The sequence below is a fragment of the Flavobacterium sp. JAS genome (genome assembly GCF_020991455.1).
GTDB lineage: Bacteria > Bacteroidota > Bacteroidia > Flavobacteriales > Flavobacteriaceae > Flavobacterium.
This window is the reverse complement of record NZ_JAJMOX010000002.1, coordinates 425,125-439,145: the sequence shown is the minus strand read 5'-3', so window position 1 is coordinate 439,145 and position 14,021 is coordinate 425,125. Positions and strand designations below refer to the sequence as shown.

Genomic DNA, 14,021 nt, shown 5'->3' with positions numbered 1-14,021 from the left:
ACAACTAAAGTAAAAAACTTCTCAAAAATCAACATTGAAAACTAACTTCCTAGATTCACAAAAAAATCTTATTTTTGATTAAGTTTTTTTATTATGATTGATATAAAACCATTTGACCAAGCTACAGATTTAGAGAATCCCAGACGTGTTTTAAAATACGTTTTAATCTTTTGCACCTCGGGTTCAACGACTATTTCTGTAGATGAAAATGAATTTATATTGACTGAAAATTCTGTCATTACCATCACTTCGGGACAGATTCATTATTTTCAAAACATACAAAACGCAAAGGGCTATATTTTGGAATTTACTTATGATTTCTTCTGCAAAGATGATAACGACATGGAATTAATTTTCCATAACGGATTGTTCTGTCATTTTGCAATGAATGAAATGATTAGGGTTGATAATCCAAAGCTTATAGTACAGCAATTAGAAGAGATTAAAAAAGAACTCATTGAAACTCCTTACCAATATCAGATTTCAATTCACAGCCGAATTGAATTAATACTAATTGAAATCAATCGCACCAAAATTAATCGTGGCGACGAAATCTACAAACCAGATGCTGTGTTTCTTCATTTTCTCGATGCAGTTTTAAAAAATTTCCAAAAGAATCTTTCGGTAAACGAAATTGCGGTTTTAATTGGAACTACCGAATCAAAACTAAACGAACTTTCGAAATTACACACCAATAAAACAGCTCAAAACGTAATTTTTGGATTGATTATTTCTGAAGCTAAACGTCTTTTTACCTACGAGAAACTATCGGTAAAAGAAGTTGGTTATGCCTTAGGTTTTAATGATCCTTTTTATTTCTCAAACTTCTTTAAGAAACACACCAATACTTCTCCAAAATCGTATAAAGAAAAAGTAGTTTCTTCATAATTACATGCTTTTTCTAAGATTCTCTATTCTTTAGCAAGCCTACTTGCAACATCTTTGTATCATAATAATTACTAACAAATTAGTGTATGAAAAGATATCAGGATTATGCAGTTTTGCTTTTGCGAATTGCCTTAGCAACAGGATTTCTATCGGCCGTTTCAAGTCGGTTAGGATTCTGGGGAAGTCATTCTTCAGGCTGGGAAAACTTTCTGGATTATACCGCAAAAGTAAATTCTTTTGCTCCAAAAAACGCTATTCCCACAATCGCAATCCTTGCAACTATTGCCGAATCACTTTTGGGTTTACTCCTATTTATTGGTTATCAAACAAAAATAGTTTCAGTAGCGGCCGCAATTTTGACTTTTGTGTTTGCCCTTGCCATGACGTATTCTTTTGGGGTAAAAGATCCACTGGATTATTCGGTATTTGTGTTTTCTATGGCTGCTTTTCTTTTGGCAACTACAGAGAAATACAGATGGAGTTTAGATGAAATAATTTCGAAAAATAAAACAAATTAAAAATCAGAAAAAATGGAAAGACAAATCACAAAAAGCAGCGAAATAGATTGGAAACCTCTTAAAGAGGAAGGAATTAAAACCGAAGGGATTTATGTTAAAATTCTACGTTTTGATCAAGCAACAAAAAGGCCCCCTACGTTTTTATTAAAATTCGAACCCGGAGCTTCGTATCCAAATCACGTTCATCCTGCCGGAGAAGAAATCTTTGTTCTCGATGGTGAGGTTCGCTCTGGAAAAGATGAATTAAAAAAAGGGGATTATTTATACATGCCACCAGGAAGTTCGCATTCTGTGTTCTCAAAAACGGGCTGCACTTTATTATTTAATATTCCCGAAGAAGTGGTTATTTTGAAGTAATGATAACTAGATTAAAATTATAAAAGTCTTTAAGAACCAACGTTTTTAAAGACTTTTATCATTTGTTCGTTTTTTATTTTAAAACTTAATCGCAATCTTACCAATTGTTTTTCCGGATTCTAACAACTGATGTGCTTCTTTGAAATTTGCAGCCGTAAAACCATTCAATGTTGTTTTTAAGGTAGATTGAATTGTTCCGTTATCCAGTAAATTGGCTAATTGGTTCAAAATATGATGTTGCTCGATCATGTCCTCTGTTTGAAACATAGAACGCGTAAACATTAATTCCCAATGGAAACTGGCGCTTTTACCTTTTAACTGACGAAGATTTACACTTTCTACAGGATCACTTATAGAACCAATATGTCCCTGAGGTTTTATCAACTCTACAAACGCATCCCAATATTGATTTACATCGACAAAATCTAAAATAAAATCAACCTGCTGAAAACCTGCATTACGAACTTCTTCTATTAAATTTTTATGGTTTACGACAAAATCAGCACCTTGTTCTTTACACCATTCGATAGATTCAGGACGTGAAGCTGTGGCAATTACAGTTAATCCCGCAATTTTCTTAGCCAGCTGAATGGCAATTGATCCTACTCCTCCTGCTCCGCCAATTATCAAAATAGTTTTGCCTTTATCTTTTTCAGGATCGATACGAATTCTATCGAATAATATTTCCCAGGCTGTTAATCCTGTTAATGGCATTGCAGCGGCTTGTTCTACAGAGATTGACTTTGGTTTATGGCCAACAATTCGTTCGTCAATAATTTGATATTGGGCATTACTGCCTTGTTTGGTAAGATCTCCGGCGTAAAAAACTTCATCGCCCGCTTTAAACAAACTTGCGTTCTCGCCAATGGCTTCAACAATTCCTACGGCATCCCAACCTATAATTTTTGGTGTTTCAAGAACGGCATCTTTGGCGCTGTTCTGGCGTATTTTAAAATCTACAGGATTCACTGAAACAGCCTGAATTTTAACTAATAAATCCTGTGGTCCCGAAATTGGTTTTGGAGTTTCAAATTCAATAAAACTATCTTCCTTTTCTATTGATAATGAGGTTTTAAATCCTATTGCTTTCATCTTTTTTATCTTTTGATTTAAACTTATATTACAAAGATACGCACAACGACGATTCTTAGAATTGTACAAATACACTATGATTTTGTACATCTTTATCGTTTTTAATTTATTGCTTTAATATAAGGTTATTAAAATTACTAAAGCTCTCACCAAGCCCTGATGGTTCCGAGACTTCGGGAGGCATCTTTTTTTAGGGCAATTTTTCTTTGCCCTAAAAAAGATATAATGGACAGCGGACAACTGTTCTTAAAAAACCAAATTGCTCTGCTCCAAAAATTAAAAACGCTCTATAGTGAAAGCTTAAGAATATAAATAAATCATAAATTTTAAATTTCGTTTTGAATATATGTAGTTAACTACGTAAATTTGCGTAAAATTGTTCTCACGCACTGATATTATTAAACTTCATAGCGTTTGAAATGCAAAAAAAACAACAAATGGAAAACAATACTCCCCAAAACACATTAGGAAACACGATTAAAATTGAAAGAATTGAAGATTCAAAGCAAATCGAAATTGCATTTACCATCAGAAGAAAAGTTTTTGTAGAAGAACAAAACGTATCCCAAGAACGCGAATCTATGGATGATGATCAGGCGATTCATTATTTGGCAACAGTTGATGGTTTACCTGCTGGAGCTGCGCGATATAGAAAAATGGAAAAAGGTGCTAAAATTGAGAGAATTGCAGTATTGAGTAGCTATCGTGGACAACGAATTGGTGAAGCAATTCTGCAAAAAATATTAGCCGATTTAAAAACCGAAAAGAAAATTTATCTATACGCACAAGTAAATGCAAGTTCGTTCTATATTAAAAACGGATTCAGACAAACTGATAATTATTTCCTGGATGCGGGAATTGAGCATGTAGAAATGGATTTTGTAAAATAATATTCAAAAGGTATTTCTTGGTAGTAAAAACAACTCCTACTAAGAAATACTTAATGATTTTTTAAATTCTGAAGGTGAACTTCCGGTACTGCGCATGATGAATTTATTAAAATGACTGCTATCAATAAAACCTAAATCATTACTGATTTCTGAAAAAGTCAGATTGCTTTTACTTAGTTTCTCTGTTACAACTTTGAGTTTCGTTTGCTCGATATAATCTCTTAAAGTAATGTTTAGATGGGTTTTAAAATACTCGCCAATGTAATTGATCGAAACATTAAAATAACTGGCCATTTCTTTTTTCTTTAGCAAATGCGGATTGGCAATATTCGACCTAATGTAACTTAAAATAGTATCAATCTTTAAAACCTCAGTAGTTTTTAGATTTACATCGCTTTCATATAGTGTGGCGTTTCTTCTAATTATATGAATCAGTGATAGCATCAAACTTTTGATTATGATTTCGTTTTGACCTTTTGGTTTGGCTACTTCATCAAGAATTTTTAGAATAACCATTTCGCAGAAAGTTTTATCATCTTCGAGAAAAATCAAATTTCCACTAGTTTGATTGTGGTAATAAAACAGCTTTTCAATTTCTTCAATTTCTTTTTTGTTCGAAAAAAAATTAGGCAGAAAACGAAGGCAATGAAACTTTGTAGGCTCTAATGTTTTAAACGAATGATAATCTTTTGGCGTAAGCAAATAAATATCGTGCTCTTTATAGTTATGAGGAATCGAATTCAGGATATGATTTCCGGTTCCGTATTCAATATATAATAGTTCGAAAAAATTATGTCGGTGCACTTCTTTCTTCCATGTTAATTCTTCGACAGAATAAATCTCAAAATCTTTGTAAATAAAAAAAGTGTCTTTCATAATCCTTAATTTTTACAAATATAACCTATATTTTTACATCAATTAATGATCGTGAACCTATTTACTTTGCATCTATAAATTAAAATCTCAAATACACAATATGAACTCAGATACAATAAAAATAGGAATTTTAGGGATTGGTGGAATCGGCGGATTTGTTGGTGCTCCACTGGCTAAAAAATATAAAAACAGTGCTGCCAAAATCATCTTTATTTGCAGAGGCGAAACTAAAACTGCCATACAAAACAACGGTTTATTATTTGAATCTAAAGGTGAAAAAGAAACAATATTTCCGGATTTAGTATCTGATAATCCAACAGAAATTGGAATTCTGGATGTATTAATTCTTACTTCTAAATCCTATTCTATAAGCGATATATTAAACACTTATAAAGATTGCATAAATGCTGAAACGATTATAATTACTTTGCAAAATGTGGTAAATGCTAAAGAGATTATCAGAGAAACTTTACCTGAAGTTGGTCAGATTATGGAAGGCTGCATTTATGTAGCATCCAATGTAAAAAAGCCCGGACATATTCAGCATGTTGGTGGACCGGGGAAAATTTTCGTTGGAGGAAAAGATAATAAACAAGTAATTGATTGGTTAGCAGATGGCGGTTTGGATATTACTTATGTCGAGAACATCAATCAAATATTGTGGAAGAAATATCTATTCGTTGCGCCTGTTGCGGCAATAACTTCTGCTTATAAAGTTACTTTTGGACAACTTTTGGAAGATCAAAACTTAATGTATATTCTCGAGAATATGATGATTGAAATTCGATCGCTTGCCAGCGAAAACAATATCATTTTGACAAAAGAAGATATTGAAACTTCGAAAGATTTATTGACTAAATTCCCGTTTGAATCGAAATCCTCTTTACAATTGGATTTTGAAAACAACAATCAAACCGAGAAAAAATTCTTGGTCGATTATGTTATTGAAAATGCAAATAAATTCGGAATTGAAACTCCGTTTTATAATGGTGTAAACGCAAAAATTATTTAATTTAAACTGGACTAAAGTCCAGCTCTACAATATTTGTCATTCCTTCGGAATTTTAAAATCTATTTGCGTGATCATTAAATGCTTTGAAAAAGAGCTGGAAGCTTGATCAATATTGTAGGGCCGGATTTTAATCCGGTTTAACGCGTGGTTTAATATAATCAATAAGATGGATTTTACATTTTTTGTTTTAAAATCTAATGAAAAATAGATTTTATCGCTTAGCCCAGATGGAAATGGCATCCTTTTATGGCAGGGTTTGCCATAAAAGATATATTGGACAGCGGGACAAATGGTCTTGAAACACGAAAATGATCTGCTTCTTAAAAAATAAATAGCTACTAAAGTGCCAGACAAATAAGGGCTTTCAACGGTTTTCAACACTTGTCTATACAACAATAAGAAAATATTATGGCAAAAATATTTCATAATCAGAAAAACCGCCATACATTTGCCTAACAGTGTTAGATTATTTAATACTTATTAAAAATGGCAAGTAAAGATCGTATTTTAAGACAAAAAGAAGAGACAAGAAGTAACATTCTTGAGGCTGCTTATACTATCGTTAAAGAAGAAGGATGGCAAGGTCTGAGTATGCGAAAAATTGCTGATAAGATTGAATACACCGCTCCCATTATTTATGAATACTTCTCGAACAAAGATGCTATTTTAAATGAATTGACTGGTAAAGGTTTTCTAAAATTAGCCAAAGAGCTTCAGGCTGCCAAAGCGAAATTTGAAAAACCAGAAGATCAATTAGAAGCCATGTGGATGGCTTATTGGGATTTTGCCTTTACGGATACCGAAATGTATCAGGTGATGTTTGGTGTGCAAATGAACTGCTGCTCTCAAAAATGTTCTGCTGCCGAAGCACCTTATAAACTATTCACTGCAGTGATTGCTGAAATTATGAAAAACAGTAACCCAAGTGAAGATATAATAAAACAAAAATATTTTACTTTCTTTTCTGTTATTCACGGCTTGATTGCTATTAATATCATAAACAAAAGTGATATTATGGAAACCATAAATGCACAAATTCTGAAAGATGCCATTGGTGGTATCATAAAATCAATACAATAAAAAAATTTCATTATTACTTAACAGTGATAAATGATTTAATAGCTAATAATAAAGTATTTTTACATTGTTTTACTTAACAGTGATAAATAATTTAATAGAGTAATTTTAGAAAGTCTTTTTTTCTCATTTTACTTAACAGTGATAAATAGTTTAATGCCAATTTTTGAAATAGAATTGGACAACTCATTATTTAGAATTTTGCGCTTAAAAGCTTAACAATGTTAGATAATTTAATATAATTAAATATGAACACCGGAAATGCCACAATACCACAGAAATTAATACAAAAGAATGTCCAACAAATTAAAACCAATATTAAGATGAAAAATGTAATTATAACCAGTTTTATTCTGGCACTCGTGCTAAGCAGTTGTGCAGATAAATCACAAGCTCCGGCAGCTCCGGCTCCGCCATTATTACCTGTTTTAGCCATCACAAGCGAAAACACTACTACAGATGCTGAATATCCTGCCTCTATACAAGGAACAGTTGATGTTGAAATTCGCCCTCAGGTAAGTGGAAACCTTGAAAGAGTTTTTGTAGACGAAGGTGCTTACGTATCTAAAGGTCAAACTTTATTTAAAATAAACGAACGTCCTTTCCGTGAGCAATTAAACAATGCTTTGGCAAGTCTTCATGCTTACGAAGCAGCTTTAATTAACGCTCAGTTAGAAGTTGATAAATTAACGCCTCTTGTACAAAACAAAGTAGTTTCTGATTATCAATTAAAAACGGCTAAAGCTTCTCAAAAAATTGCTGCTGCAAATATCGAACAAGCAAAAGCAATGGTAGGATCTGCTAAAATTAATTTAGGATATACAAATGTAACAGCCCCTGTTAGTGGTTACATTGGAAGATTGCCTAAAAAACAAGGAAGTTTAGTTTCTGCTACAGATCTTGAGCCTTTGACTAACTTATCTGATGTTCATGAAGTTTTTGCTTATTTCTCTTTAAGTGAAACTGACTTTATCAACTTTAAAGCACAATATGCAGGAAGCAGTCTTGGTGATAAACTAAAAAAATTACCTCCAGTAACTTTAATCCTTGCAGACAATAACGCTTATACTCAAACTGGAAAAATTGATATGGTAGACGGTCAATTTGATAAAACTACCGGAGCGATTACTTTAAGAGCTACTTTCCCAAATGCTGGCGGAACTTTACGTTCAGGAAACACAGGAAAAATTCGTTTAGGTCTTCAACATGACGATGCGATTTTAGTTCCACAATCGGCTACGGTTGAAATGCAAGATAAAGTTTTTGTTTTCACCGTTGGTAAAGAAAATAAAGTAAACAAAATGCCAATTACCGTTATTGGAAAAAGTGGTACAAACTACTTAATTAAAGATGGTGTAAAATCTGGTGACCAAATTGTATTAAGCGGTATCGATAAACTTCAGGAAGGACAAGTAATTCAGCCTGAAAAAGCATCAAATACAAAAGTTGCCCAAATAATTACTAAAAAATAATTTTTACGAAAATGTTCAAAATATTTATACAAAGACCTGTACTGGCAACCGTTATTTCCATTTTATTGGTAATATTAGGTATACTTGGTCTTACGAAGTTGCCCTTACAACAGTTTCCTGATATTGCGCCGCCATCGGTTTTGGTAACGGCGGTTTATCCGGGAGCAAACGCAGAAACGGTTTTACGTTCTGTGGCACCATCACTAGAAGAGTCAATAAACGGTGTTGAGAACATGACTTACATGAGCTCTACAGCCAGTAACGACGGATCGCTTGCCATTACAGTTTTCTTTAAATTAGGAACTAATGCAGATCAGGCGGCCGTTAACGTTCAAAACAGAGTTGCTCAGGCAACAAGCCAATTACCGGCAGAGGTTGTACAACAAGGTGTAACTACTGCAAAACAACAAAATAGTTTTATCATGGCCATTGGTATGTATACCGATGATGAGTCAAAATACGATCAGACTTTTGTTGCCAATTATGCTCAGATCAATATTATTCCGGAGATCAAACGTATTCCCGGAGTTGGATCGGCAAGTATTTTTGGAGGTGTAAAAGATTACTCTATGCGTGTTTGGTTGAATCCAACACAAATGTCGACTTACAAAATAACGCCAAACGAAATCATGAGTGCGATCCAGGACAAAAGTTTGGAAGCTGCTCCGGGTAAATTTGGAGAAAGAAGTACAGAAGTTTTTGAATATGTAATTAAATACAAAGGAAAATTAACCAAACCAGAAGAATATGAAAATATTGCTATACGTTCTAATGCAGATGGTTCAGTACTTCGCCTAAAAGATGTTGCGAGAGTCGAACTTGGCGCTTACTCCTACAACAGTTTAACACGTTTAAATGGTAAAAAAGGAGTTGTAATTGGTGTAATTCAGTTAGCAGGTTCTAACTCCAATGATATTCAGATTGCGATCAACAAATTGATGGTGAAAGCCTCAAAAGATTTCCCTAAAGGAATTAAACATAACATTTTCTATAGTACAAAAGTATCTCTGGATCAATCTATAGAACAAGTTGAGCATACTTTAATCGAAGCATTTATATTAGTATTTATCGTAGTATTTATATTCCTGCAAGATTTCAGATCAACATTAATCCCGGCTATTGCTGTACCTGTAGCAATTTTAGGAACGTTCTTCTTCATGCAGTTATTCGGATTCTCGATCAACCTTCTAACACTTTTCGCATTAATTCTGGCGATTGGTATTGTGGTAGATGATGCGATTGTGGTCGTCGAGGCCGTGCATGCTAAAATGGAGCATAAACACTTGTCTCCAAAAGTAGCAACCCATGAAGCAATGCACGAAATAACGGGTGCTATTATCTCGATTACGCTGGTAATGGCTGCTGTATTCCTGCCGGTTGGTTTTATGGAAGGCTCTACGGGAGTTTTCTATCGTCAGTTTGCCTTTACAATGGCAATTGCAATTGTAATTTCGGCAGTAAATGCCTTAACATTAAGCCCTGCCCTAGCCGCCTTATTCTTAAAAGATAATCACGGTGATCAGGGAGATACTTCTCATGAGAAAAAAGGGTTTAAAGAAAAATTCTTCAACGGATTCAATAAAAGTTTTGATTCCTTAACCAACCGTTACGTTGGAGGTTTAAAATTCTTAATCCGTAACAAATGGGTTAGTTTAGGTGGATTGGCTTTAATTACTTTCGCAACAATTGTGATGGTTAAAACAACTCCTGCAGGATTTATTCCAACTGAAGATCAAGGATTTATTGCAATTGCAGTAAACACTCCTTCAGGAACATCTCTTGACGGAACTCAAAAAGTAATGACTCAGGCAGAAAATACTTTAAGAGGTTTAGATGCATCACGATTTGTAACCGCAATTTCAGGTTTCAACTTATTGACCAACTCTACAAGTCCTTCTTCTGCAGTTGTCTTTGTATTGCTTAAGCCAAATGAAGAGCGTGGAGAAATTAAAGACATCAACAAAATAATGGCTGATGTTCAAGGAAAATTAGGCGCTATTACAGGCGGAAGTTTCTTCGTATTTAGTTTCCCAACCGTTCCCGGATTTAGTAACGTTGAAGCATTAGATTTAGTGCTACAGGATAAAACAGGAGGAAAACTGGATAAGTTTAGTGGAATTTCACAAAACTTCATCGGAGAATTGATGAAACGTCCGGAAATTGCAGTAGCATTTACCTCTTTCAAAGCCGATTATCCTCAATTACAATTGGATATCAACGATGAAAAAGCAAATCAATTAGGAGTGAATGTAAAAGACATTTTACAAACCATGCAAACCTATTTTGGTAGTGCACAAGCGTCAGACTTTAATAGATTTGGTAAATATTACAGAGTTGTTGTTCAGGCAGATATTGCTGACAGAGCTGATCCGTCATCAATTGACAGAGTTTTTGTAAAAAACAAAACAGGCGAAATGGTGCCAATAAATACCCTGGTAAAACTAAGCCGTATTTATGGTTCAGAAACCGCTTCGAGATACAACTTGTTTAATTCGATTTCGATTAATGCAATTCCAAAACCTGGATTCAGTTCCGGAGATGCCATTAAAGCAATCGAAGAAGTTGCTGCACAACAATTGCCTGCAGGTTATAGTTTTGAATTTTCAGGACAAACTCGCGAAGAGATTTCTTCTGGAGGTCAATCAGCAACGATTTTCTTACTGTGTTTGATATTCGTCTATTTCTTACTTGCTGCACAGTATGAAAGTTACATTTTGCCATTGGCCGTAATCTTATCAATTCCTGCAGGTATTTTTGGAGTATTTGTTGCCATCGGCCTTACCGGAATCGAAAACAACATTTATGTACAAGTTGCACTGGTAATGTTGATTGGACTACTCGCCAAGAACGCGATTTTGATTGTCGAGTTTGCCGTCCAAAAACGAAAATCAGGTCAGGCGTTAGCCAAAGCATCGATAGATGCAGCCAAACTACGTTTAAGACCAATTATTATGACCTCACTAGCCTTTGTTGTGGGATTAATCCCGATGATGAGCGCCACAGGACCCTCAGCACAAGGTAACCACTCTATTAGTATTGGTGCCGCCGGAGGTATGGTTTCAGGAGTAATTCTAGGGTTGTTAATCATCCCGGTTTTATTTATCGTATTCCAATATTTACAAGAAAAGGTTTCTGGAAAACCAGTAGCCGTAATTCATAACGAAGAAAAATAAGAATGGAAAATTATATAACGACAATCCTTATAGCCATTATTGCCGGCATTGGATACATATCCTATAAAATCTCAAAAGATCTTGATAATAGAAAAGATACTTGTACAGAAATTTAATGACAAAACATAAAATGAAAAATTATATAACCAAAATCGTGATGGTCGCTATTTTGATCACCACAATAATATCCTGTAAGGTTTCCAAGGATATTGAAACTCCAAAAGATGCATTTCCTGAAAATTTCAGGAGTGTATCGGTTTCAAAAGATACTACGAGTATTGCTGATGTGGAGTGGAAAAACTTCTATACCGAAAAAGATATTATTCAACTCATCGATAGCGCGGTAGCAAGGAACAATGATTTGCAGATTGCCGAAAAAAACATCGAAATTGCACAATACAGATTCACACAATCAAAATGGGGAAATGTACCTCAGGTTAATTTATTAGTAACTGCAAGTAGCAGCAATCCGTCAGACAATAGTTTTACAGGAAAGAATTTAGGTCAGGCTTTAGGTCAAAATCATATTGACGATTACTCTGCCGGAGCAACACTTTCTTGGGAAGCAGACATTTGGGGGAAAATCAAAAATCAGAAAAAAGGAGCTTTTGCAGGTTATCTTCAATCAGAAGAAGTTAAAAAAGCATTGCAAACTACAATAGTAGCTAATGTTTCAAAAGGATATTATAATCTTTTGATGTTGGATGCACAATTAGAAATTGCAAAACAAAACTTGAAACTCAACGATAGTACAACCAACATTATCAAATTAAAATACGATGCAGGTCAGGTAACTTCATTAGCGATTCAACAATCTGAAGCACAGAAATTAAACGCGGCGCAATTGATTCCGTTGTTAGAACAAAATATTGCTATTCAGGAAAATGCTTTGAGCGTTTTGACAGGATCTTTTCCAAATTCAAAAACAAGAAGCGTTCGTTTAAGCACACTTGAAGTTAAAAACAACAGTGCAATCGGGATTCCGTCTTCATTAGTAAGCAGAAGACCAGATGTAAAAAGTGCCGAATTAGCCCTTAAAGTTGCCAACGCAAACGTAGGAATCTCAAAAGCTGATTTGTATCCAGCCCTTAGAATTACCGCTCAAGGCGGAGTAAACTCCTTCGAAACAAGCAATTGGTTTAACATTCCGGCTTCATTGTTCGGGACCGTTGCCGGAGGTTTGACTCAGCCTTTATTAAACAATAAAAAAGTAAGAACACAATACAATATCGCTGTTGCTGAAAGAGAAAAAGCGGTTTTAAGTTTCAGACAATCTGTTTTGGTTGCCGTTAGCGAAGTTTCGGATGCTTTGGTAAAAGTAGAGAAATTACAACAACAGGAATCTTTCTTGAAAGAACGTGTAAAAACGTTGCAACAAGCCATTAAAAATGCCAATTTGTTATTCAAAAATGGTATGGCTGAATACCTTGAAGTTCTATCTGCGCAATCCAATTTATTGCAAAGCGAGTTAGAACTGGCAGACATAAAAAGAGCCCAACTTTCTGCCAATACCGAGTTATATCGTGCATTGGGCGGTGGTTGGAAATAATACCCGTTAATTATTTATTTTTTGAGATGAAAACGCTGTGAGACTTAGGTTTTGCAGCGTTTTTTTTATACTATTTATTATGGCACGCGGATAACACGGATTCGCTATGCGAAAATGCGGATTTATACGGGTTTTATTGCTCTCATTTTTTTACTCATAATTTATGTCATCCTGAGCGAAGTCGAAGAAACGTACAGAAACTCCACATAGAGAATTTCTTTATTTAAATCGTTTCTATAATTTCATATATTTACTAACAAGAATTACTCTCTTATTAATAGCTTTTATGAAAAAATACAACTTCATTTTTTTTGTCATTTTACTCTTCGCAATTGGCTGTGAGAAAAAATCAAATGAAGAAGCAACTAATAAATTAAATTTAGATACAACCATAGTCAGACTACCACCAAGATTAGATTATACCAAATACATTCAGAATGTACCAAAATCTGATAGTCTATGCAATAATGAAATTGATAGAGCAAAAAGTGATCTCGCAAAATATGATGGTGTTTATGTGCAAACCATTTGTTTTGGATGTGATTTTAAACCTTATGAAGAAGAAATTAAAGAAGTTCTAAAAAAGAAAAAATTTAAATTAGGAATTCAGGATATTAGTTGTGTAAAATATGAAGGACAAACAGAAGGATGTTATCGTGAATATATCGATTTAAAAATGAAAGCAAAATATGGTGAAAATTATAAATCAGAAATAGAAAATGATGCCGAAAAAATATTAATTAAAAATATTAACTTAAATAATAAAATCATAAGTATTTATGATTTAAAAGATATAGAAAAACCAAGAATATTGACTCAAAATATTATAATAGAAAATGATAGTGATACAACAATAAAAACTGATTTACCAGTAAATAAAAAAAGTAGCCATTATCTATTTATTGACATTGGTTTTATCGTTGAAAAAGATGGAACAATAACTCACTTAGAAGCATCTAACTGGGTAAATGAAAATGGCATCAACGAGAAGTACAAAAACGATTTAATTAATCTAGCTTTGAAAACCTTAAAAAAAGATTATAATAATTGGAAACCTGGAACTTATAAAGGCTATAAAGCCAGAATACAAAATAGTTTAAGAATTAGCTTTGAATAA

At 33.8% G+C, this 14,021-nt stretch carries 12 protein-coding genes; 10 read left to right on the top strand and 2 right to left on the bottom strand.

The window, feature by feature from the left end; genetic code table 11:
- Window positions 1–93: 93 nt before the first annotated feature.
- The 3 genes from LPB88_RS03875 (at window position 94) to LPB88_RS03865 (ending at window position 1,763) form a co-directional block, all read left to right on the top strand.
- Window positions 94–888 (top strand): AraC family transcriptional regulator, encoded by a 795-nt coding sequence (locus LPB88_RS03875; RefSeq protein WP_230712613.1) that lies wholly within the window; start codon window positions 94–96, stop codon window positions 886–888.
- Between the two features lie 86 nt (window positions 889–974).
- Entirely contained in the window at window positions 975–1,406 is a 432-nt protein-coding gene (locus LPB88_RS03870; protein ID WP_230712611.1) for a DoxX family protein, read from the top strand.
- A gap of 12 nt (window positions 1,407–1,418) precedes the next feature.
- Window positions 1,419–1,763 carry a cupin domain-containing protein gene (locus tag LPB88_RS03865; RefSeq protein ID WP_230712609.1) on the top strand — a complete coding sequence of 115 codons (345 nt, stop codon included), beginning with the start codon at window positions 1,419–1,421 and terminating at the stop codon, window positions 1,761–1,763.
- A 78-nt stretch (window positions 1,764–1,841) separates the two neighbouring features.
- On the opposite strand, the gene LPB88_RS03860 is transcribed toward LPB88_RS03865, so the two are convergent.
- A complete protein-coding gene (locus tag LPB88_RS03860) occupies window positions 1,842–2,855 on the bottom strand; it encodes a zinc-binding alcohol dehydrogenase family protein (protein ID WP_230712607.1) in 1,014 nt (337 codons plus the stop codon).
- Between the two features lie 437 nt (window positions 2,856–3,292).
- On the opposite strand from LPB88_RS03860, the gene LPB88_RS03855 reads away from it, so the two are divergent.
- Window positions 3,293–3,745, top strand: coding sequence for a GNAT family N-acetyltransferase (locus tag LPB88_RS03855; protein ID WP_230712605.1), 453 nt, complete (start codon window positions 3,293–3,295; stop codon window positions 3,743–3,745).
- Between the two features lie 39 nt (window positions 3,746–3,784).
- Here the strand turns inward: LPB88_RS03855 and LPB88_RS03850 are convergent, their stop codons facing one another.
- Window positions 3,785–4,621, bottom strand: coding sequence for an AraC family transcriptional regulator (locus LPB88_RS03850; RefSeq protein WP_230712603.1), 837 nt, complete (start codon window positions 4,619–4,621; stop codon window positions 3,785–3,787).
- Between the two features lie 100 nt (window positions 4,622–4,721).
- Between LPB88_RS03850 and LPB88_RS03845 the strand changes: the two genes are divergently transcribed.
- The 6 genes from LPB88_RS03845 (at window position 4,722) to LPB88_RS03820 (ending at window position 14,021) form a co-directional block, all read left to right on the top strand.
- Window positions 4,722–5,633: a ketopantoate reductase family protein gene (locus tag LPB88_RS03845; protein WP_230712602.1), complete on the top strand. Its 912-nt coding sequence runs from the start codon at window positions 4,722–4,724 to the stop codon at window positions 5,631–5,633.
- A gap of 486 nt (window positions 5,634–6,119) precedes the next feature.
- Complete coding sequence (locus LPB88_RS03840; RefSeq protein WP_230712600.1) at window positions 6,120–6,713, top strand: TetR/AcrR family transcriptional regulator; 594 nt, start codon at window positions 6,120–6,122, stop codon at window positions 6,711–6,713.
- Between the two features lie 245 nt (window positions 6,714–6,958).
- Window positions 6,959–8,182, top strand: a complete 1,224-nt coding sequence (locus LPB88_RS03835) for an efflux RND transporter periplasmic adaptor subunit (protein WP_230712598.1) — start codon at window positions 6,959–6,961, stop codon at window positions 8,180–8,182.
- 11 nt (window positions 8,183–8,193) lie between these two features.
- Window positions 8,194–11,355, top strand: coding sequence for an efflux RND transporter permease subunit (locus tag LPB88_RS03830; RefSeq protein WP_230712596.1), 3,162 nt, complete (start codon window positions 8,194–8,196; stop codon window positions 11,353–11,355).
- A 130-nt stretch (window positions 11,356–11,485) separates the two neighbouring features.
- A complete protein-coding gene (locus tag LPB88_RS03825) occupies window positions 11,486–12,904 on the top strand; it encodes a TolC family protein (RefSeq protein ID WP_230712594.1) in 1,419 nt (472 codons plus the stop codon).
- 286 nt (window positions 12,905–13,190) lie between these two features.
- Window positions 13,191–14,021: a hypothetical protein gene (locus tag LPB88_RS03820; protein ID WP_230712592.1), complete on the top strand. Its 831-nt coding sequence runs from the start codon at window positions 13,191–13,193 to the stop codon at window positions 14,019–14,021.

Excerpts from the sequence above, each read along its gene's own strand:
- LPB88_RS03875 (WP_230712613.1), top strand. The coding sequence starts at position 94 with ATGATTGATATAAAACCATTTGACCAAGCTACAGATTTAGAGAATCCC.
- LPB88_RS03870 (WP_230712611.1), top strand. The coding sequence starts at position 975 with ATGAAAAGATATCAGGATTATGCAGTTTTGCTTTTGCGAATTGCCTTA.
- LPB88_RS03865 (WP_230712609.1), top strand. The coding sequence starts at position 1,419 with ATGGAAAGACAAATCACAAAAAGCAGCGAAATAGATTGGAAACCTCTT.
- LPB88_RS03860 (WP_230712607.1), bottom strand. The coding sequence starts at position 2,855 with ATGAAAGCAATAGGATTTAAAACCTCATTATCAATAGAAAAGGAAGAT.
- LPB88_RS03855 (WP_230712605.1), top strand. The coding sequence starts at position 3,293 with ATGGAAAACAATACTCCCCAAAACACATTAGGAAACACGATTAAAATT.
- LPB88_RS03850 (WP_230712603.1), bottom strand. The coding sequence starts at position 4,621 with ATGAAAGACACTTTTTTTATTTACAAAGATTTTGAGATTTATTCTGTC.
- LPB88_RS03845 (WP_230712602.1), top strand. The coding sequence starts at position 4,722 with ATGAACTCAGATACAATAAAAATAGGAATTTTAGGGATTGGTGGAATC.
- LPB88_RS03840 (WP_230712600.1), top strand. The coding sequence starts at position 6,120 with ATGGCAAGTAAAGATCGTATTTTAAGACAAAAAGAAGAGACAAGAAGT.
- LPB88_RS03835 (WP_230712598.1), top strand. The coding sequence starts at position 6,959 with ATGAACACCGGAAATGCCACAATACCACAGAAATTAATACAAAAGAAT.
- LPB88_RS03830 (WP_230712596.1), top strand. The coding sequence starts at position 8,194 with ATGTTCAAAATATTTATACAAAGACCTGTACTGGCAACCGTTATTTCC.
- LPB88_RS03825 (WP_230712594.1), top strand. The coding sequence starts at position 11,486 with ATGAAAAATTATATAACCAAAATCGTGATGGTCGCTATTTTGATCACC.
- LPB88_RS03820 (WP_230712592.1), top strand. The coding sequence starts at position 13,191 with ATGAAAAAATACAACTTCATTTTTTTTGTCATTTTACTCTTCGCAATT.